Here is a 20,547-nt window from a genome sequence, read left to right on the forward strand (position 1 = left end):
CACCTGCAAGGGAACAGACGCTGCGTGTGCGCCGGGAAAGGCGGGAGATTGCCTTGCAGATGTTGTTTGCCGCATAGAGCGACATAAATTCACCCGAGGTGACGAGATATATCTCCTGTGCATACCCGTCACGCATCGGCATTGCAAACCCGCCGCAGACCACATCACCGAGGACATCATAGACGATCACATCGCCGTAGAGAGCCTCCAGACGCTGGAGCAGCTGAAATGTCGCGATGATACCGCGGCCCGCACAGCCGATGCCCGGTTCCGGTCCGCCTGCCTCAACACACCGGATACCCCCATACCCGGTGAAGACCGCGTCAGAGACCGTAATACTGGCATCACCATGTTCACGTACAAGATCAAGGACGGTCGGAATCCACTCCCCACACATCAGCATCCGGGTGCTGTCATGTTTCGGGTCACACCCAATCTGCATGACATCAATCCCACAATCAGAGAGGGCTGCCGAAAGATTTGCGGATGTGGTGGACTTCCCAATACCACCCTTTCCGTAGAGGGCGATCTGTTTCATTGACTAAAGTTTAGTTGTGCATGCTCTTTACTTCTCCTGACAGTGAAACAGTTCACTCCCCCTGCCGGAGCACCATCAGGCTGACCGAGAGCAGGAGAATTGCCACGGGCAGTATAAGGCTTTCAAAGGTAAGATTTGCATAGCCGGTCTTTGTTGCAGTCTCAAGAAAATGCACAAAGAGAATAAAGACAATGACTTCCCCCAGTATCATCTTCAGCTGAAATATGCTCTTTATCTTCAGCCACCCGGGAAAATTAAGCCGTTCTTTGTCCTCATCTTCAACGAGAAAGAGATACCATATGCCGTAGGCAAAGATCATCATCACCAGAGCAAAGAGGAATACGTCGAGGGACTGCGCCAGTGACACCGTTGCAAGATCACCCGGTGTCAGGTATTTGGGAAGAACGTCCTCACCAAAATACGCATGCCCGTAGAAATAGTACACAAATGCCGATATGGTCTTTTCAACACCGATAAAAAACATCAGCACCGAGCCGATAAGGGAGGCAACCGCCGCAATCGTTACCAGATAGCGGACCTTTGTGAAATATTGCCAGACCATTTGTTATCTTCCACCTCCCCATATCCTCAGGGTAAGACGTTCTTTTGTGGTAATAATGATTCCCCCGCCCGCATCTCACCTCACCAGTCAAACCCACGTATGAGGCCGATGAAGAAGACCATCACCGCCATCACCTCGAGCCTTCCCAGCCACATCTGGAGAATGAGAACCAGTTTTGACCAGATGGTCAGGTCAGGCGTCACAAAACCGGTGGAGATGCCATTGTTGCAGGTGGCAGAGACCACATCGAAGATCACAAGGGTCGTATCGATATCAGGCTGTTCAACGTGCATGATGATGACAAGGCCCAGCAGGATCGCCAGAATGAAGAGAATAAACGTGAGCATATTGCGCGAAACAAGGAATTCAGCCTCTGCCCGCTGAAGCGTTTTGCCATTGTAGCGGAGAGGAATCATGGCCTTCGGGCTGACAAACGATCGCCTGAACCACCATTTGATACCTTTCAGGCCAATCAAAACACGGGAGAGTTTCACACCACCCGATGTACTGCCGGACGACCCGCCGATGAAGACAAGCATGGTGAGAAAGAGGACAGAGACCGGTTCCCATACCACCAGGTCTGCTGTCTGGAATCCGGTGGATGTGACCGCCGCGGATGCCATAAAGAGACCGTTTACAAGTGCGGACCCCTGGTCCAGACCGTTAAAGACGATCAGGTCAGCTGTAATGATGACGAACCCCAGAAGGATCAGCAAAAAGAGCAGGCGTGCCTGTTCATCTTTAAACAGGCTCACCTCCCTTTTCCGGTACATCAGATAATATATCTTAAAGGGAAGTGCCCCTGCAATCATCACGGGAATGATGAGCAGTTCGAGGAGCCGGCTGTCATATGACGAGATGCCCCCGGAGTGGATGGTAAACCCGCCGGTCGATATCGCGGTCATTGCAATATTTATAGCATCCCAGAGCGGCACACCGGAGCAGAGTATCAAAAGCACTCCTGCAAGGGTGAGGATCAGATATATCCGCCACATCTGTGCCCCCTGCTCCACCACACTCGGCATGAAGGCATCACTGCGCCCCTCCATACGTTCTGTACTGTAGAGACGATGGCGGGATACGGAGGAACGGTTTAAGAGGGCGACCGTGAACGCCACAATTCCAATACCACCGAACCATTCCATCAGGGTCCGCCAGAAGATGAGGGTGTGGGACAGTGCATCCACATCAGGAGCCATCGTCATCCCGGTATCCGTCCATCCCGACATCGCCTCAAAGAAGCCGTCAATGTAGGGCATGTCGGCACCGAAGACAAAGGGAAGCGCCCCCACAAGTGCACAGATCAGCCAGATCGCAGCCACCGAGAAGAGGGACATGGAGAGACGCGGTTCCCGCTCTGTTGCCGGAAGCCTGATGAGCACCGTCCCGAGACAGATGAGAACCACCGGTACTGATGCCATCGGAAGGAGCATGTCAAATTCCCGGTATATGAGGGCAACTACAAGCGGAATACAGGTGCCTGCACCGATATACCGGAGAATTGTGCCAACATCCGTGGTCAGTGTCAGGTACTGGTGAAGGCGGTCCATACGCATGTACACATTGCAGGAGGGCAGCTATTATGCTTTTGTTACGGAACCACGCAGCAGGATTCTGCCTTTATCGCAGAAGGTACAACTGGGTTACAAAAAGCGGGAAGATTGGATCCGCTTCAGCGGTTGACCCAGAGGTTGTGGACATTGCAGCACTCATACGCCTTCACGTCCGTATCCGGGCAGGGGAAGAAGGCCTCCGGTGCGTCGCCGGGTTTCAGGTAATGGATCATCAGATCAGCACCGGCCTGCACACCGATCCACATGATGTAATGTTCGTCTGTCATCGGATGGGGTGTTGAGCCGACGCTGACCTTTATCCCTCCCTCCACCTTCTCAACGATGGGCACATGCTTCTCTGTGGCAAAGTCTGCCGTCTGTTCAGAGAGCAGCTCCATCCCGGTGCCGGCACAGCTGACCGAGAGAGTATCTTCAGATGATAACATACACATGCCGGGATCCATTTCCATTACCGTGCCGCTGCATCCGGGGCACTTGTAAAAAACAGGGTTTTTCTCCATCATATCCACCTCTTTTCAGACGAGGTGATTGTCATGATGGCGTTTATAGATTTCGTCTGCCAGACTGATTACCGCGACAAGTTCCTGCTCGCCGGGTTTTCCTTTGACATATACCGGCTCAAGCATCTCTGCGCTGAGTTTCGGCATCATGTCACCAAGCGCCTGCACCGTCTTCCCTCCCCATCCAAATGAACCGATGACTGCCATATACCGTGCCTTCGGTTTGAGGATATTGGTGAGGTACGCAATATTCGCTGCTTTGGGGTGCGGCCCGAAATGAACCGTCGGTGTACCGATGACAATGGTCGTGGCATCAATGAGATCCATTGCAATCATGCCCGGTGATGCGGTGCCAAGGTCGTAGGGACGCACCTGAATACCCCGCTGTATCAGTGCATCCACCAGCTGATCCACCATCCACTTAGTACTGGAATGCATGGAGACAAAGGGGATGACCACGAGATTTTTGCCCTCTTCAGATGACCAGTCACGGTAGAGGGAGAGGATCTCTGCCGGGTCACGGTATGCCGGCCCGTGGCCCGGTGCTATAATAGCGGGACTGAGAGCCTCCACCGCATCCAGATACTCGCGGATCTTTCCCCGGAAGGGCTGCATGATAACGGCAAAATAGCGTTTCGCAGCCTCATGCAACCGGCATGAGCCGTCAGAGAAGACGTCTGAAGTGGCAAGGTGCGAACCAAAGAGATCACAGGAGAAGAGGATGCGGTCTTCCGGCACCCAGGTCACCATCGTCTCCGGCCAGTGCACCCATGGCATCGGATAGAAGACGAGGGTCTTATCCCCGAGAGAGAGGCTGTCATTCTCCTCCACTACCATGATGCGCTCCTCTTCAATTAAGAGCAGGGAACAGAGCAGCTCTTTGCCCTTCTCCGTTGTGACGACGACTGCCATGGGAAACAGTTCAAGCAGCAGCGGGAGTGAACCGGAATGATCCTGTTCTGCATGGTTGGCCACGATATAGTCTACGGAATCAATCTTTGCCCGGATGAGGTTTGTCACATACTCCTCATCAAACCCTGCTTCCACCGTGTCGATGAGTGCGGTCTTCTCACTTCCCCGGACGACATAGGCATTGTATGTCGTCCCGTCGGAGAGGTCCATTAAGTCATCAAATGCCATCCGGTGCCAGTCAATAACACCCACTGCCTCTATGCCGGGAAGAATATCGCGTACGACCATACTTCATTTCACCTCACTGAACTTTGCCTTCGCTGCACCGCAGACCGGGCAGCACCACTCCGCCGGGATATCAGCAAATGCTGTCCCGGCAGACACCCCTTCGTCACCTTTCTCCGGGTCATAGATATGCCCGCAGACCATACACTTCATCCGACTTGCTGTATCCATCTTATAAACTCCTGTTCCGGAAATATCCCATACAAAAGGCGGGTTCATCCGGTAACTTCTGCTGAATGATTACAGCACCATTATTTAAATGAATTATTATCTCACGAAAAAATGAAATTTATTCTTTGCATTCAGCAGAAAAAAGATACGATTACCCACACCGCCCGGTATGGGCAGACGCCCGCTCACGCATCCTGATCCTCGACGCAGTCCAGTTCAGCAACAATCGCAAGGGGATCTTTCGTCTTTCTGACCATCCTGAGAATCCGGGAGAGACGTTCGATGCCGATGAAATGCTCGGCCATCACCTGCCCCAGGGGAGAGAGGATTATCTTCCCTTTCCGTTCGCGGATGTAGCCTTCCTGTTTCAGAAGGGGCCAGGCATCCTCGAGTTCCCCGACCATTGTTCCGCAGAGATCTGTCAGGCATTCGTGTTCACCACCGCAGACTACGGCATTTGCGACATACTCCTCGGATGAACCTTCAATATCATAGACCGGAGATACCTCCTCCATCTCACCCTTCAGGAGACGAATCGCCACCTCCTCCTCCGTGCCGCCGCCGGACTCCCGTGAATAGACTCCTCCCGGTTCGGCGAGTATGACCACTTTTCCCAGATCGTGGAAATCCGGCCGGCCGGCGCGGCCCATCATCTGGCAGAACTCCTGCACCTTCAGCCACGAGATACCCATCGCAAGGGCGTCAAAGATGACCTGGGATGCCGGAAAGTCCACACCTGCCGCAAGGGCGGCGGTGGTGACCACCGCGGCAATCTCCCCCTTCTCAAACATCTTCTCCACCTGACGCCGTTCCATGGAAGAGAGCCCGGCATGATAGGGCATCGCCTTATTCCCGATAGCGTCTGCCACCGTATGACAGCGCGCCCGTGAATTGGTGAAGACAATCGTCTGCCCGTGAAATCCCTTGGACGAGGTCTTCCGGAACTCCTCGGAGACCATCTTTTTTATCAGCCCGATCTTCTCTTTGCGTTCCGTAAAGATGAGATGACGTTCAAGACCCACCGGCCGTTCGTCATACCGGACGAGGTCAGCACTCAGTTTCTTTGCAAGAACAGACGGCGAGCCGATGGTGGCACTTAAAAAGAGGAACTGAGCCTTCGGGGCGACGTGCCGCAGGCGGGCAATCAGACCGTCGAGCCGGTGCCCCCGGTCCGGGTCCTCCAGCATCTGCACTTCATCAATGACAACGGTTCCCACCTTTGCAAGGCGTTTGCCCATCCGCAGGTGATGATCCACCCCCTCATACGTGCCGACGATGACATCAGACTTCATGCTGCGCCGGGCCTTCACACCGGTCCCCGGCAGGTGAATTCTCGATACACCGGTCAGAAGTGAGATATTCAGAAAATCGCCATAGCGTTCTGAAAAACGGCGATATTTCTGGTTTGCAAGCGCAACGAGGGGGACTAAAAAGAGCATACTCCCCCGGCTCTCACTGAGATTTTTCATCCCCGCCATCTCACCGATGAAGGTCTTGCCACTTGCAGTGGCAGCCACCACCAGCTGGTCTTTGCCCTTCAAAAGACCCGCATCGACACAGAGCTGCTGAACCGGCATCAGGTTATTTACACCGGATGCATCCACAAACTGCTTCGGAAGCGGGAGAGCTGTAATGGGCTGTGTTTTACGAACAGCATGGGGTTCGAGCCGGTCGAAGAGCGTCTGTGCAGGTTTTGCAGTATCCGGCTGCAGCATGCCAACGACCCGGTCAAGGTCCCGGTACATCTCCAGCATATGCTCCAGATGGCCGATGGATTTCATACCCATTCCCCCCAGATAGCCTGCCTCACGGCGGAGTTCATTCTTCGCACAGCCCATGCAGATCTCCTCACGCCCGTACTTCACCGCATTCTTCGTTTTCAGGGGAGTCACCCGATCGGTTAAGAGACAGGTCCGGCAGAGCCGGATCACGGCGACAGGAATTTGCAGGTCACTGCACATGGACCGGAACGCTTCATTCTCACCCGTAAGGTAGACCTTCTGCCCCCGTAATTCCCGGATCAGCTCCTTTGTGGGGACATGCCGTGGCTGGCGCCTGCCTGCATCGCGGTAGCGGAACTCTTTCGGACGGCAGCCCTTGCCGGTCTTCGACAGTTCCAGATCACCGCTGCCTGTCACACGCCGGCCGTCATAAAAATAGAGGCGGTAGGGTCCCCGCCCGGGATGAACAATAATACTCATGAAATGCTCAAATCGCAGATCTCATACGGGAGACCTGCACCCTCAAGCCGTTTCAGGAACCCGGTGAACTCCTCATCAACGATGACCATCGCACAGTTGATGCCATGAAATGAGGCTTCCAACACCCCTTCCCGGGCGCCAAAGAAGGCATCCTCAGTGACACCGACACTCTTCAGGAGCACCATCGCCTCAAGGCCTACCGCACCGATATAGTCCATGCCTTCCAGAGCATCAAGGATGCGATCAGCAGAGACGCTGCGTGACCCTCCACGCTGGATACGCGGGACCTTGCAGACACGAATGGTCCCCTCTTCGAGTGCGATGATACCGGAAAGCTTCGTCACCCCGACATCCTCTCCGGGCTGGGCAGCAAGAGTCACCTCTCCCATCGCGGTCTGTTCAGTTTTAGAGGCATACAGGAGCCCTCCCTGCATAAAGACACCAACCCGGTCCCCCATTGTCAGGGGCTCCCTGGCGATGGCAGTCCACACTGAGACATCCTGGATGACATCCGTCGTCACATACTTAAGATAGGTATCAAGTGTTTCAGCGGCGTTCGTTACCCACTCCACACCCTTCTTTGTGACATTGTAGCGGCCTCTGCCGTTTGAGTTCACAAATCCGTCATCCACCAGATCACGAATGTATTCACTGACTGCCTGCGGTGTGACGCCCATCTTTGCGGCAATCTCCTGCTGGCGCACGGAGGGCTGGTGGGCGGCAATCTCCACTAAGATCTGAAAGCGTGTTGCTTCACGCTTACTCTTCAGTACAGTGTAGTATGGGTCATCACTGCGACTCGTCAAGCAGCACCAGCCCCTGGCCTTTCACATCAAGATTCGGCATCCGCTTTGCAAGCCCCTTGATGTAGACCGGACTCACTTTGTATTTGCGTGCGAGGTCGTTGTATGACGATATTCCGGACCGTACATCCTGCTCAAGGCAGTCAACCATGCCTCGTAGTTCTTCATCTGTGGACGTCGAGATATAGAGAAGGTCACCAAGATCCTCCATCGAACACTGAAATCCTGCCCTGAATCGGCTGTATGTTGTTTTATATTCTTTAGAGGGCCGCTCCCCCGGCTTCGGCATCCGCCACTGCTCCTCAATCAGGTTTCCTTTCTTCAGAAGACCGAGGCATTCTGCCACGGATTCCGTACCGATCTCGGCACAGATCTCTTCTTCAGTCATCCATTGTTTTGAGAGGAGGTCATAGGCTCTTTTGAAATTTGAGTTGTTAAAAGTAACAATGAGCGGAACTAATTCTAGTGGATCATTAACGATCCGATTATGCCCTGTCAAAGTAAAAACCCATGTAATATTAAACGTATAAATGAATAAAGATTATCCAGACATCAAATATGCGAATCAGAGGGCAGATATCAATAAAAGGCATCGTTCAGGGAGTCGGATTCCGCCCATTTGTTTATAAAACCGCTCATGACCTCGGTATGCAGGGCACGGTCCGTAACCTCGGCAGCGAAGTAGTGGTGCTGGCAGAAGGGAACAATTTTAACGAGTTTATGCGCCGCCTATCCCTCGGCACCCCACTCTCGCACATCGACACGGTCACAGTAACTGATTCTGACGAACCGGTTCCGGCAGGATTTGTGATCCTTGGGAGTGCAGCAGGCACCCTCTCCGGCTTCATCCCGGCAGATGTTGCCACCTGTGACGAGTGCATCAGGGACATATATACCCCCGGCGGCAGGTACGAAGGTTACTGGGCCACCTCCTGTGTGAACTGCGGCCCCCGCTACAGCATCATTCGCAGTCTGCCCTACGACCGGGAACGTACACAGATGAACCCCTTTCCCATGTGCGGCACATGCAAAGGCGAGTACACAGACCCCGCATCCCGCCGCCACCATGCACAGACGATTGCCTGTGCTGCCTGCGGGCCCGCACTCTCACTTTTGCGCCCGGACGGCACCGTCGTCCCCGGGGATCCACTGCATACCGCAGCATCCCTCCTGGACGGAGGTGCTGTTGTCGCCATCCGCGGTCTGGGCGGATTCCATATCGCCTGCACTGCAGAGGTGGTTGAACGCCTGAAGAACACCCTCGGGCGGCCTGAACAGCCCCTCGCAGTCATGGCCACCTGCGATGAGATCGAGCGGGTGGCCATCGTATCAGAGGCAGAAGAAGAGTGCCTCACCGGCCCCGCCCACCCCATCGTCGTCCTGGTAAAAAAAGACAGGGAGGCCCTCAGGGAGACATCCAAACTGCATACAATTGGCTGCATGCTCCCCTATACCGCCCTTCACCACCTGCTCTTTGCATCGCTCAGCCACCCGATGCTCGTCATGACAAGCGCCAACCCACCGGGATACCCGATGATCACCGATACCCGTGAGGCATGTGAGAGACTCAGCGGGCATGTGGACTACATACTCACCCACAACCGTGTCATCCAGAACCGGTGCGATGACTCTGTCGTGCGCGATGGCAGGATACTCCGCCTCTCCCGCGGACTCGCCCCGAAACGGCAGAGACAGGCACTCGGAGATGCCTGCATACTTGGCACAGGCCCGGAGCTCAATGCAAACATATCCATCTACCAGGGAGGCTACTGCATCACCTCCCCCCACGTGGGCAATGTGCGCAATCCGGCGACGCTCGCATACCTGAAAGAGACGGTGGACAGGACAGCAGACCTGCTGGGCGCTAAATTCGATGTGATCGCCCATGACCTGCACCCACAGTTCCTCTCCACCCGCTATGCCCGCGAACTGGCAGAGGAGACCGGCGCTGTCCTCATGCCGGTGCAGCATCACAAGGCACACATCGCCGCTGCCACCACCGACCCGTGCATTGGTATCGCGATCGACGGGGTCGGCTACGGTGAGGACGGAACCGTCTGGGGCGGAGAAATCTTTGCAGGCACAGTCCCCTGTCTCACCCGCGTCGGCCACCTTGAACCGGTGATGATGCCGGGGGGCGACCTCGCCACTAAATATCCCGAACGCATGCTCTACGGTATTCTGCCCGAAGAGGAGATCGCAGCACTCCTGGCGGCCCGCGAATGGGATGCCACCGCCCTTGCTGTCCTGGAGAAACAGGTAAAACGACGGTTCAATGTCACCCTCTCCTCGAGCACCGGCCGGGTCCTGGATGCCGCGGCAGCACTCCTCGGTGTCTGCCGGGAACGCACCTTTGACGGTGAACCGGCACAGCTGCTGGAGACCACTGCTGTGCCGGGCACTGCCTCCCTCTGGGACCGCGAATTCACCCAGGACAACGAACGGACCATTCTCTCCACCTCTGCCCTCCTCAGGGAGGCGTTCTCCCGGATGAAACACGAACGGACCGCGGACATCGCGGCATCCTTCCAGCGAACACTTGCAACAGGTATTGCCGAGATCGCAGTCATGGCTGCAGAAGAGAAAGGATATAAAAAAGTTGCCCTGAGCGGCGGTGTGGCATACAACCGGGCAATAGAATCAGCCATTCGTGAAACCATCGTGGCATCAGGCCATGAGTATGTCATCAATACCAGATATCCCCAGGGTGACGGGTGCATATCATACGGACAGTGTGTCTGGGCCGGTACTGCCCTAAAACAGAGCGGAAAATGAGCAGGAATATAGTTTGCGTGGCTAATTTTTGGGTCCGGCTACAGACTCGAGGATCTCACGAAGATGTACGGAACGGTATGGTTTCCTCAGTACTCCTGAAAATCCCTGCCCGATAAAATCATCGTAGTTCATCTCCGACACAAATCCGCTGGTGACGATGGCACGCACATCCGGGTCAATTGCCTTCAGCTTTTTAATTGCCTCAGTTGCACCCATGCCGTCAGGGATAGTAATATCCATAATCACTGCATCATACGGATCACCTGCAAGGAATGCCCTGCGGTATTCCTCGACGGTAGTCTCGCCGTCCGGAGTTGCCATCGGATTGTATCCCATCTTTTCAAGCAGAATACAGGTAATTGTTCGGATATTCTCCTCGTCATCCATTATGAGGATCTTCTCGGGTATCTCTGTCATGTCCATATCATCCCCCCTTTTGTACTGGCAGACCCACTCCTGTGGTTCGTTGTGCCAGCCATATCATATGCAAATTGACATGCCCTATTGCATATCAAATCCATTCACAAAATATGCAGATTATATTTATAACTGTTCGCATGAATCACCCCAGCAGATATTATCCTGAAAAGACGCCCCGCCCACACCATACCACCGGGAATATCCGCAGGGAAGAGATCCCATATTTGAGCATATGCCCCCCTGCCTATTATACAGAGAACCAGATGAGAACTGCCACACCAAGAAGAATCAGTGTGCACCCACCTGCCCGCCGGAGCAACTGCCGGTAGTCCAGCCTCATCACAGACATCCGTTCCGGGGGAAAACCTGCGACAGCGGCAGTGATGATCACCAGGAGCGGCAAAACAAACATCAGATTATAAAGGGCCAGAAGTCCTGTTGCTGCCCTGACCTCTGAACCGGCGAGCATCGCAAGGATGGCGAGATAGACACCCCCGGTGCAGGGCAGTTCAATAAGGGAGACGACGACGCCCACAAGGAACGCGGATATGACGCCCCCGCGTAGTGCAATCCGCCGGACAACAGTGAGGCGGGAGCTGGAGATGCGGAGATAACCCCCTCCATCCTGCCGGAACGAATCCGCCACCATCACCACCCCAAGGAGAAGAGCAATGACCCCTGCGGCGCAGGAAAAATACCATGAGAGCCCGGTCACGCGGACCGCTGTGAGGAGACCAAACCCGGCGATGAAGTAGATCAGGTAGATGCCCGCCACATAGGCAGCCCCGAACCGGAGCATCTGCATCCTCCCCCCTGCACCTGCGAGGGTGAGAAGGAGAAATATGAGGACTGCCACGGCACAGGGATTGATGCCGTCGATGAGACCTGCTGTGATGACCAGCCCCACCGGCGGGAGAGAAAATGAGGCCGGCACCACAGAGAGATTTGCAGACGAAGAAGAGACCGGATCCAATGCAGGATCTGTGGCAGTGACCGCTGCAACCACAGAATCTCCTGTCACGGCAGGCACCACAGTCGGGGACGCAAGGTGAAGAGGCAGATCGGCAGAGATAGCACCATACCCCTCAAAGAACGAACCGTCACTCAGAAACACCGTCGGGTAGCGTGGATACGGGTTGCCATACGCCTCGCCAAAAGAGAAGAAGAGTGACTCATTCTCCGTGCTGTTCCCGACATTGTATTTCACAAAGGTGACCGACGGATACTCCGCCGCAAGTCTGTCTGCAACCGGCAGTGCCTTTGTGCAGGCAATGCAGTGCTCACTGTAAAAGAATGTGGCCGTCAGATCTTCAGCAGATGCATTGTCACCCGCAGGAACCGCACTGCAGACACCCGGAAGAATGCCTGCAGAAAAGAGAGATATGAAAATGACGAGGAAGAAAAGAGCCGGAAGATCACCCCGTCCGGCAATACCTGCACCCCGCCTCATAGTATGTCGTTGTGCCATACAGGAGATCAGCATGGCGCTGGTGGCCAGGCGAGGCGGATTCAGACCACCCGTTCGTCATCCGATTCGGTCCACATCGGATCAACGATTGCAAGAAACACGAGGCGCCCGTCGCCGGTATTTGCGATGTGCTGCACCGCACCGGCCGGGATATAGACTGCCTGTCCGGCATGCACCTTTGCTGCCTCATCCCCGATATGCATCATTCCGCTGCCGGCAAGGATGTAGTATACCTCATGGGACTTCACAAGGCGGTGCGGATATGAAGTCTCCCCCTGCTCCAGATATGCATGGGCGAGACTGAAGCGGGCATCCACCACGCCGGAGAAGTGGGAGGGGTGCAGCAGTTCACAGAGATGGGTGCCATCCCGTGCGTCACCGACAGGGCAGGCAGCCAGACTCCTGATGATCACTGACGCGACCCCTTCGGCACAAAGGCGCCCTCGACAAGAGACCGGTCAATCGCATCCGGCACCTCACCGGTGGTCGCATACCGGTACATGATGGCGACAAAGATGCCCTGCAATGCCCCGTAGAGAACCGCTGAAACCACCCAGAGGAGAAAAGCCACTGCGACGATCACAAGGCCCACCTCAAATGACCCCAACACAACGACGCCCACACCCGCAAGCAGCAGGAGGATTGCGGGAATAAAGATGAGACCCAGCGAGAATGAACCAACCACGGTCTCACCCCATGTCGATTTAAAGAGTTTCCACGACCGCTGAATCGCAGCAAATCCACCCAGATCATCCACCACAATCACCGGTATCACAAAGAATGTGGCAAGCGACCAGGCCGCCCCGAGAAGGGCTGACGCAAGCGATGCGAGAAGATTGTCCCCATCACCGCGGATGAGCCGCAGGATGAGACCCACAGTTGCCGCAATAAGCGTCCACGAGAGAATCTTTCCGATGCGTGCAGAGGCGGCATGAATGCCGTCCATGAATGTCGGATCCCTGCCATCCAGACGTATCAGGGCACAGCTGACAAGTGCTGTGTTGAAGTAAATGACGATGAAGTAACTCACGACGTAGAAGACAAACAGGAGGACATATCCAAGGGGTGAACCACCGGCTGCACCCACATCAGCGAGAAAGCCCGAGAAAAAGAGCGGCAGGAGAAACGTTGCCACCACCAGCAGGGTGACGACACCCGAGAGAATCGGAAAGAGAAGCATCTCCCGGTCTTTTCTGAGTATACCAAAGGTCTCTTTACATAACTGAAACCCACGGCCGATACGTGACATTATTACCCATCAGACGTGAGCACATAAATGGATCACGATTTATGCAGATTATCAGGGAGCAAGAAAGAAAAAGAACAATAAACGATTGCTGAATGAAAAAGAAAAAAGGATTAGCCGAAGAGAGCGCCGAGGCCAGCCATGCCGCCCTCTTCGTCCTCTGCTTCCTCTTCCTCTGCCTCTTCTTCTGCAGGTGCTGCTGCTGCAGCTGCTGCAGGTGCTGCTGCAGCTGCCACTGGTGCGGCTGCTGCCTTTGCGACAGCCTCCTCAATGTCAACACCATCGAGTGCTGCGATGAGTGCTTTTACACGGGAGTCCTCAACTTCAATGCCTGCTGCTACCAGAACTGCGGTAACAGCTTCCTCAGTTACGTCTTTTCCTGCGTTGTGCAGAACAAGTGCTGCGTAGATGTATTCCATTTCGTATTCACCTCAAATTATGATATTATTCAGTCATCCCTTTCAGAGCTTTTGCCTGAAGTGATGCACGTCCGATAATCAGTTCAACAATGTCATTCGTGTATATTGCGGCCTCAACACCAAGACTGCGGGCCTCGGATGCGGCCTTTGCAATGATCGGCTCAATCGTCTGTGCAGTCGGATAGGCTGCAAAGACACCAAGATTGAATGCCTGCTGGGCTGCGAGAACCACATTGTTGTAATATTCAGTCTCATCGATTGCCAGCGTGGACGGCTCAAAGAATGTGCCATCGTAGAAGGCCACCTGAAGACTCAGACCAACATCAATTGGGCGGATATCAAGCTTAGACAGGACTTCAGCCTGCTTTGCAGTGATCTCTTCACCTGCTTTGATAAAGACCTTCCTCTCGCGGATGACAACCTTCCCACCCTCAATTGCGGCAGGAAGACCTGCCTGCTGGAATACTCCGACGATGGGGCCCGGCTTAAAGCTGGTGGGTCCCTTCTCGACGATAATGTCCTCAGGCGCAATATCGCCCGGACGTGCTACCATCTTGGTCATCGTCTGCTGGAGCTTCCGGTAGAGCTGGAATGGGTTGTCGTTCGTGTAGATCAGTGCACTATGTCCGTCAATGTATGTGGTGATGCCATCAATTGGCTCACCCATCACTGTAAAGGCGTGCTCGACGAGAGTGTTTCGCGTCATACGCAGGACGGCCTTACCCTGAAGGTCCCGGCGCATCTCCTGCATCTGTTTTGCAGGAATACCCTGCAGGTCTACAAGACCTGTAAGTGCGTATTCCCCTGCAAGCGAGACAATCTGCTCGACTTCATCCTGTTTCCACTGTGGCAGATTTGTCGTATATAATGCCATTATATAATCCTCACTGCCGGACCCATGGATGTCTTTACATACACTGACCGGATATTCATTGCACCGCTCTCCAGTGATCCCTCAACCCTGTGCAGTACCGCTTCGATGTTCTCTGCAAGCGCATCTGCGTCCATACCGGCACTACCGACCTTCACGTGGAAGGTGGTCTTGTCCTTTGAACGGAACTTAACAGATTTGCGCAGACGTTCGACCGCAGGGCCGACATCCATCGTTGGCGGAACAGGGGTGGGCATCTTACCGCGGGGACCGAGGCGCGTACCGAGCCAGCGACCGACAAGCGGCATGACAGCGGTCTCTGCAAGGAAGAACCGGTACTGATCCGCAAATAAGCGGGCTTCACGGGGCTCTCCTCCCAGACGCTCGATCTCTTCAGGTCCGATGATGAGGTCTACACCTGCAGCTTTCGCCTGAGTGGTGATATCTCCTTTCCCAAGCACACAGATCTTTTGTGGCTGACCTGTGCCCTGTGGAAGAATCATCGTCTCATCAATACGGTTTTTTGGCTGCGACATGTCGATATTCCGGAGATTCACTGAAATTTCAATGCTCTCCTGGAACTTACGTTCAGGCGCTGCCTCCATTGCCGCTTTCACGGCATCCAGAATCTGGACCCTATCAACCATTCATTTTCTCCATAGTTCAACGACCCGGAATCCGGATCTTCTATAGGTTTTCATAGTCTATTCACTGAGAATGCTGTCGTATTCGCCTGCATTGATCTTCGGAAAGATCTCCTTTGGATCCATCCCTTCAACCGTGACACCGACACTCACACACGTCCCGATAACCTCTTTTACGCGGTTTTTCAGGTCGTATGATATCATGTCGTCTGCCTTCATACGGGCAATGCGAACAGCAGCCTCGAGCGGAAGATCTCCTACCTTCTGGACATTGGGTTCTCCAGAACCCTTTGCCAGACCAACCTCCTTCATGATGAGGGCAGTGGTGGGAGGGACACCTACGGAAACTGTGAAGTTCTTCTTGTCGTCGACTTCAACGATTACAGGAACCTGCATACCGTTAAATTCAGACGTCTTGGCGTTGATCTCATCAACAACCGCCTTCACATTTATTCCGAGAGGTCCCAGGGCAGGCCCTAATGGAGGGCCGGCCGTTGCCTTTCCGCCGGGTACCAATACCTCGACTACTTCTCCCATTGTAATATCACCAAACCTCAATGCCACCTGTAGACAGGTAACACTTGGCGTGGGTCAGTACAGGTCTGCATACTACCACTTAAAACTACGGACATGCCCGAAAAATATGAGAAGAGTTTAATCTTCAGGTGCCTTCTCGATGACGCGGACATTGTCCCCGCGTACAGTAATGGGAATGGGCACCATCGATTCATACAGTTCAAGGGTAACCTCTTCTTTTCCTGTGTCAACACGCTTGACAACTGCCTTTTCACCCTTGAAAGGACCTGCAATAAGCTCGACAATTGTGCCCTCGTCGATACCGCTCACTGCCGGTTTCGGCTCAAGGAAATGTTCAACCTCACTGAACTCAGTCTCGCCTTTCACCACTGCACGCGCATTAGGAATAAGGCGGACCAGCTGTTCCATCCGGGCATACTCATCCGGGGTCTCGATGAAGACGTATCCACGCACCTCGTCCGGGGCCATAATCGCGGTGATGACAAACTCCTCATGGTCCTCAAGGACCTTGACGATGTCATCCACGACTTTCCGCTCCTTGTTGGCCGTCGTCTTGAGCGCGTAAATCTTGTTTCCGAACTCACTACTCATTGTCATCACAGGGTAGCAAACGCCATAATTTCGTATACAATAAACCCGAACATTCCGATGATCAGGATACCCATTGCGGCAACGATTGCGATCTTATTAAATTCATCACGAGTGGGTGTCCGTGCAAGTTTCAGGACACGCCAGTATTTCTTGAATATTTCTTCGTTTACTGTTTTTAAATCAGCCATTCATCATCACCTGAGGAAGTCTATATCAAACTCCGTAGAGTTTCTCTTTGACGAGAACATCTCGCTGCGCCCATATATCTGTGGAGAGTTCACGCCTGTCACGACAAGCATCGTGCGCATCCTGCCCTGCATGCTGGGATCAATCTGGGCACCCCATATGATCCGTGCCTCCGGATCGATGCGCTCGTAAACCTCCTGGATCACACCTTCCGCCTCAGACATCGTCATATCAGGGCCGCCGACCACATTCACGAGGGCAGCGGATGCACCAGATATATCAACATCGAGCAGCGGTGAACGCAGAGCTTTCTTTACCGAGTCTGTGGCCTTGTCGTCACTGTCACTCTCACCCATACCGATCATCGCCACACCGCCACGCTCCATGACGGTCCGGACATCGGCAAAGTCAAGGTTCACCAGACCGGGCTGTGTGATCAGCTCGGTGATGCCTTTTACTGCACGCATTAAGACTTCGTCAGAGACCTTAAAGGCTGCGTGCAGGGGCAGGCGCGGAACGACTTCAAGGAGACGGTCATTCGGCACGACAATAACAGTGTCTGCAACGTCACGGAGGCGTTCAAGGCCTGCTTCAGCGTTTTCCATCCGGATGGCACCTTCTGCGGTGAAGGGGAGTGTCACGACTGCAATCGTGAGCGCACCGGTCTCCCGGGCAGCTTTTGCAACGACGGGGGCAGATCCGGTGCCGGTGCCGCCGCCAAGCCCTGCAGTGATGAAGACCATATCGCAATCAGTCATAGACTGGTTGATCTCCTCAATGTTCTCAAGGGCAGCCTCTTCTCCGACCTGCGGGACAGAACCGGCACCAAGACCGCGGGTGCGCTTCCGGCCAATGAGAATTCTGGTATCTGACTTCGTCCGGATCAGGTGCTGGGCATCGGTGTTCAGTGCAACGAGGTTCGCACCGTAGATACCCTCTTCAGTCATCCGTGACATCGTGTTCGAACCGCCGCCGCCACACCCGATGACCGCGATCCGTGTCTGGAGTCCTTTGATGATCTCCTCAAGCTCCAGATCACGTTCGCTGGACGCGTCAACGATATATCCGGACTCCTCATTTGTCCGTTTAATTGCCTCTTCTACGATTGATCTCATAAGTAGTTCTCCAACCCCGGGACGTGGATCACCCTTTCAGTCCGTACAGAGACCATCTCCGGCGTAATTATTGTGCCGTCAATATCAATCACCTGTCCTGCTGCCAGCCTGCCGAAAAGTGGTCCTTTCGGAACTCCCAGAGTGCATGCTTTTTCCGGGTCGAAACTCACCTTTCGTATGATGAGGGCATCATCACTGGTGTGGGCAGATCCATCGTTGGTTAAGATTTTGATGCACGATGATATTAAAAGGTGCAGTATTTGATATTCATATCTGCCATAGGTGAGGGCAAACGGCAGAGGTGCGCCCCGGGGAGATATCGCCAATACTACAGGCTTTCCGGAAACAGAACGGAGATATTCGGTTTCATCCCGTTTCAGAGCTTCCTGGAGAAGATTGACAGGAATATGGACCAAAACAGGATTATCGTCCCCGGAAAGACCCATCACCCTGAGTGAAGCACCGGGCGCTTCTGCCTGCACCATCTCCCGCATCCGAAGATATACCGAAAGAGGAATAGCCCCAATCATCCGCAGTTCGCTCTCTGATACCCTGGGAATGCCACATTCACAGAGAAGAACGGATATTTTTCCCATAACATCCCCTGAGAGGGCTTTTCGGTCGATATAGGCCGCCTCAGCGCCGGTCATCGCTGCCATCTGTTGGATCATTGCGGCATCCATACCGCCCACTTCCCGCGTATGGGCAATATGACCCCACGCCGCCCTGCCCGCAAGCGCAATATCGGTCTCACGTGCCGCATAGTGGTTACCTCCAAAGCCGATGAGAGGGATGACCTCACCCGGCCCCTCCGTGAGGACACACACAAGGGCTTCAGCAACCGCCGCCCCGCAGACAGGGTTGGTCCATTCTGCCTCTGTACTCCCTATTTCGATGAAAAACGACGGTGTTAAAAGCCCGGTCGGGCCGTGATGCGTCACCTCATAGGAGACGCGGAATCCCTCCGGGGCCCGGGGGAGAAGCGCACACAAGGCCGCATGCATCCATGCAGGGGCGGCACGGGACAGGCTGCGAGGCTCCCCACCAAGCGCAGCATCGCCGTAATTGCCGGTGGCATGGACGGTCAGGGCAGGTACCGGGTTTTTAGAGGTATGACGGGAGAGAAAAATGATGAGATCTGCTTTTGCCCGTTCATCCAGCAGTTCTTCATATATGAGGCGGCCCGGTGCGGTCATGAACCTGAGGGTGTGTCCCGCCCAGGTGCACTCCTCACCGTCACAGCCTTCTGCACCTACTCTTGGGGCGAGATGGGCTGCGATATTGATACCCGCCGGGTCCAGTGCAGAATGGATGAAGGCAATCTTCATCTACATCCTCCGCTGCCCTGCTCTGGCAATCAGTCTTCCCACATCTTCTGCCACGCGTTCTTCCTCATCATCGCAGGATGCAGCACCGATGACTGCATGCTGAAGGGAGTGCATCTCATCCATTCTCTCATCATCACCTGTATGTCTCGTACACATGTACACCCACACAAATACCTATCTTTCTGCAGATACAAAATCTCAGGACATATAGTCAGAGGAATTATTGTATGAGAGAGGTCACGAGCAGTTTTAACGCAGAGGAGGTGGAGGCCACAGTCCGCTCCTTCTGGGATACAGACGACATTTACGCACAGGTCAAGGCGCAGCATGCAGGAAATCCCCCCTGGTTTTTTGTGGACGGCCCCCCATACACTACCGGCCACATCCATCTCGGCACTGCATGGAATAAAATAATCAAGGATTCGATTCTGCGCTTCCGCCGCATGCAGGGCTACGACGTCATCGACCGGGCAGGCTATGACATGCACGGCCTCCCCATCGAGGTGAGGGTGGAACATGAACTCGGTTTTTCTTCCAAAAAGGACATCGAGACCTACGGCATCGGCAAATTCATCGAGAAGTGTAAGGACTTTGCCATCACCCACAAGGAGATCATGTCCGACCAGTTCCGCAGCCTGGGCATCTGGATGGACTTCACAAACCCCTACCAGACCATCACCCCCGACTACGTGGAGGCGGCATGGTGGACCCTGAAGCGTGCGGAAGAGAAGGGCCTTCTTGAACGCGGCTACCGGGTGGTCAACCTCTGCCCACGCTGTGAGACGGCCATTGCCGACTCTGAAGTGGAGTACTGGGACGAGAAAGACCCGTCCATCTTTGTAAAGTTCCCGGTACAGGACCGTAAGAACGAATACTTCGTCATCTGGACCACCACCCCATGGACGCTGCCTGCCAATGTGGCTGTCGCCGTCCGCGATGACTTCACCTATGCCCGTGTCAGGGCGGTGAAAGACGGCAGAGAAGAAATTCTCTGGATCGGTGAGCCGCTTGTGGAAGAGGTGCTCAGGAAAGGCCGCTATCAGGACTTCACCGTCCTTGAGACGGTCACAGGCGACGCCCTCATCGGCATGCACTACCGCTCACCCCTGGAAGAGCAGGTGCCCATCCAGAAGGATGTGGAACACCGGGTCGTCTATGCCGACTTTGTCACAATGGAGAACACCGGTCTTGTGCACATGGCGCCGGGCCACGGCTGGGACGACTCACTCGTGGGCCAGAAAGAGGGGCTTGAGAGCCTCTGCCCTGTGGACAACGCAGGTATCTACACCGCAGATGCCGGTATCTTTGCAGGCACATTTGTGAAGGATGCCGACCGGGACGTGATGGATGCCCTCGGAGATCATCTCCTCGCAGAGAAGAAGATTGTCCACCGCTACGGAC

24 protein-coding genes are annotated in these 20,547 nt (G+C 54.5%); 2 read left to right on the top strand and 22 right to left on the bottom strand.

Features of this window, described 5'->3' with window-relative positions:
- The 9 genes from MKMG_RS06135 to MKMG_RS06175 form a co-directional block, all read right to left on the bottom strand.
- On the bottom strand, positions 1-538 hold a 538-nt coding region (locus MKMG_RS06135; RefSeq protein ID WP_165076618.1), incomplete at its 3' end, for an AAA family ATPase.
- Positions 539-590: 52 nt separating this feature from the next.
- Positions 591-1,100, bottom strand: coding sequence for a YqhA family protein (locus tag MKMG_RS06140; protein WP_165076620.1), 510 nt, complete (start codon positions 1,098-1,100; stop codon positions 591-593).
- Positions 1,101-1,180: 80 nt separating this feature from the next.
- Positions 1,181-2,650 carry a TrkH family potassium uptake protein gene (locus MKMG_RS06145; RefSeq protein ID WP_165076622.1) on the bottom strand — a complete coding sequence of 490 codons (1,470 nt, stop codon included), beginning with the start codon at positions 2,648-2,650 and terminating at the stop codon, positions 1,181-1,183.
- Positions 2,651-2,772: 122 nt separating this feature from the next.
- Entirely contained in the window at positions 2,773-3,177 is a 405-nt protein-coding gene (locus tag MKMG_RS06150) for a desulfoferrodoxin family protein (RefSeq protein WP_254059106.1), read from the bottom strand.
- 12 nt (positions 3,178-3,189) lie between these two features.
- Positions 3,190-4,374, bottom strand: coding sequence for an FprA family A-type flavoprotein (locus tag MKMG_RS06155; RefSeq protein ID WP_165076624.1), 1,185 nt, complete (start codon positions 4,372-4,374; stop codon positions 3,190-3,192).
- 3 nt (positions 4,375-4,377) lie between these two features.
- Entirely contained in the window at positions 4,378-4,542 is a 165-nt protein-coding gene (locus tag MKMG_RS06160; RefSeq protein ID WP_216842878.1) for a rubredoxin, read from the bottom strand.
- A 185-nt stretch (positions 4,543-4,727) separates the two neighbouring features.
- Positions 4,728-6,743 (bottom strand): DEAD/DEAH box helicase, encoded by a 2,016-nt coding sequence (locus MKMG_RS06165; RefSeq protein WP_165076626.1) that lies wholly within the window; start codon positions 6,741-6,743, stop codon positions 4,728-4,730.
- On the bottom strand, positions 6,740-7,549 hold the full coding sequence (locus tag MKMG_RS06170; RefSeq protein ID WP_165076628.1) for a MarR family transcriptional regulator: 810 nt from the start codon (positions 7,547-7,549) through the stop codon (positions 6,740-6,742). Before MKMG_RS06170 ends, MKMG_RS06165 begins: the two co-directional genes overlap by 4 nt.
- Positions 7,533-8,045 (bottom strand): ArsR family transcriptional regulator, encoded by a 513-nt coding sequence (locus MKMG_RS06175; RefSeq protein WP_165076630.1) that lies wholly within the window; start codon positions 8,043-8,045, stop codon positions 7,533-7,535. The genes MKMG_RS06170 and MKMG_RS06175 overlap by 17 nt, the downstream gene beginning before the upstream one ends.
- Positions 8,046-8,104: 59 nt before the next feature.
- Here MKMG_RS06175 and hypF point away from each other — a divergent pair, with 59 nt between their 5' ends.
- Entirely contained in the window at positions 8,105-10,321 is a 2,217-nt protein-coding gene (hypF, locus tag MKMG_RS06180) for a carbamoyltransferase HypF (RefSeq protein ID WP_165076632.1), read from the top strand.
- Positions 10,322-10,342: 21 nt separating this feature from the next.
- On the opposite strand, the gene MKMG_RS06185 is transcribed toward hypF, so the two are convergent.
- From MKMG_RS06185 to MKMG_RS06245, 13 genes are all read right to left on the bottom strand, one after another.
- Positions 10,343-10,738, bottom strand: a complete 396-nt coding sequence (locus tag MKMG_RS06185) for a response regulator (RefSeq protein ID WP_165076634.1) — start codon at positions 10,736-10,738, stop codon at positions 10,343-10,345.
- 250 nt (positions 10,739-10,988) lie between these two features.
- Positions 10,989-12,209, bottom strand: coding sequence for a cytochrome c biogenesis protein CcdA (locus tag MKMG_RS06190; protein ID WP_165076636.1), 1,221 nt, complete (start codon positions 12,207-12,209; stop codon positions 10,989-10,991).
- Between the two features lie 41 nt (positions 12,210-12,250).
- Positions 12,251-12,622 (bottom strand): cupin domain-containing protein, encoded by a 372-nt coding sequence (locus tag MKMG_RS06195; protein WP_165076638.1) that lies wholly within the window; start codon positions 12,620-12,622, stop codon positions 12,251-12,253.
- Positions 12,619-13,458 (bottom strand): DUF6159 family protein, encoded by an 840-nt coding sequence (locus tag MKMG_RS06200; protein WP_165076639.1) that lies wholly within the window; start codon positions 13,456-13,458, stop codon positions 12,619-12,621. The genes MKMG_RS06195 and MKMG_RS06200 overlap by 4 nt, the downstream gene beginning before the upstream one ends.
- Positions 13,459-13,568: 110 nt before the next feature.
- Complete coding sequence (gene rpl12p, locus MKMG_RS06205) at positions 13,569-13,874, bottom strand: 50S ribosomal protein P1 (protein WP_165076641.1); 306 nt, start codon at positions 13,872-13,874, stop codon at positions 13,569-13,571.
- Between the two features lie 25 nt (positions 13,875-13,899).
- Entirely contained in the window at positions 13,900-14,748 is an 849-nt protein-coding gene (locus MKMG_RS06210) for a 50S ribosomal protein L10 (RefSeq protein WP_165076642.1), read from the bottom strand.
- Entirely contained in the window at positions 14,748-15,392 is a 645-nt protein-coding gene (locus MKMG_RS06215) for a 50S ribosomal protein L1 (protein ID WP_165076643.1), read from the bottom strand. The genes MKMG_RS06210 and MKMG_RS06215 overlap by 1 nt, the downstream gene beginning before the upstream one ends.
- A gap of 57 nt (positions 15,393-15,449) precedes the next feature.
- The gene (locus MKMG_RS06220; RefSeq protein WP_165076645.1) at positions 15,450-15,926 is read right to left on the bottom strand and encodes a 50S ribosomal protein L11; all 477 of its coding nucleotides are present in this window, start codon (positions 15,924-15,926) and stop codon (positions 15,450-15,452) included.
- Between the two features lie 117 nt (positions 15,927-16,043).
- Entirely contained in the window at positions 16,044-16,523 is a 480-nt protein-coding gene (locus tag MKMG_RS06225) for a transcription elongation factor Spt5 (RefSeq protein WP_165076646.1), read from the bottom strand.
- Complete coding sequence (locus MKMG_RS06230) at positions 16,523-16,705, bottom strand: protein translocase SEC61 complex subunit gamma (protein ID WP_165076647.1); 183 nt, start codon at positions 16,703-16,705, stop codon at positions 16,523-16,525. Before MKMG_RS06230 ends, MKMG_RS06225 begins: the two co-directional genes overlap by 1 nt.
- Before the next feature lie 6 nt (positions 16,706-16,711).
- Positions 16,712-17,818, bottom strand: coding sequence for a cell division protein FtsZ (gene ftsZ, locus MKMG_RS06235; RefSeq protein WP_165076649.1), 1,107 nt, complete (start codon positions 17,816-17,818; stop codon positions 16,712-16,714).
- Entirely contained in the window at positions 17,815-19,146 is a 1,332-nt protein-coding gene (locus MKMG_RS06240; protein ID WP_165076650.1) for a D-aminoacyl-tRNA deacylase, read from the bottom strand. Before MKMG_RS06240 ends, ftsZ begins: the two co-directional genes overlap by 4 nt.
- A complete protein-coding gene (locus tag MKMG_RS06245; protein ID WP_165076652.1) occupies positions 19,147-19,302 on the bottom strand; it encodes a hypothetical protein in 156 nt (51 codons plus the stop codon).
- 71 nt (positions 19,303-19,373) lie between these two features.
- Between MKMG_RS06245 and MKMG_RS06250 the strand changes: the two genes are divergently transcribed.
- A partial coding sequence (locus MKMG_RS06250) for a class I tRNA ligase family protein (protein ID WP_165076653.1) occupies positions 19,374-20,547 on the top strand: 1,174 nt, incomplete at its 3' end.

Source organism: Methanogenium sp. MK-MG (assembly GCF_009914725.1).
Taxonomy (GTDB): domain Archaea; phylum Halobacteriota; class Methanomicrobia; order Methanomicrobiales; family Methanomicrobiaceae; genus Methanogenium.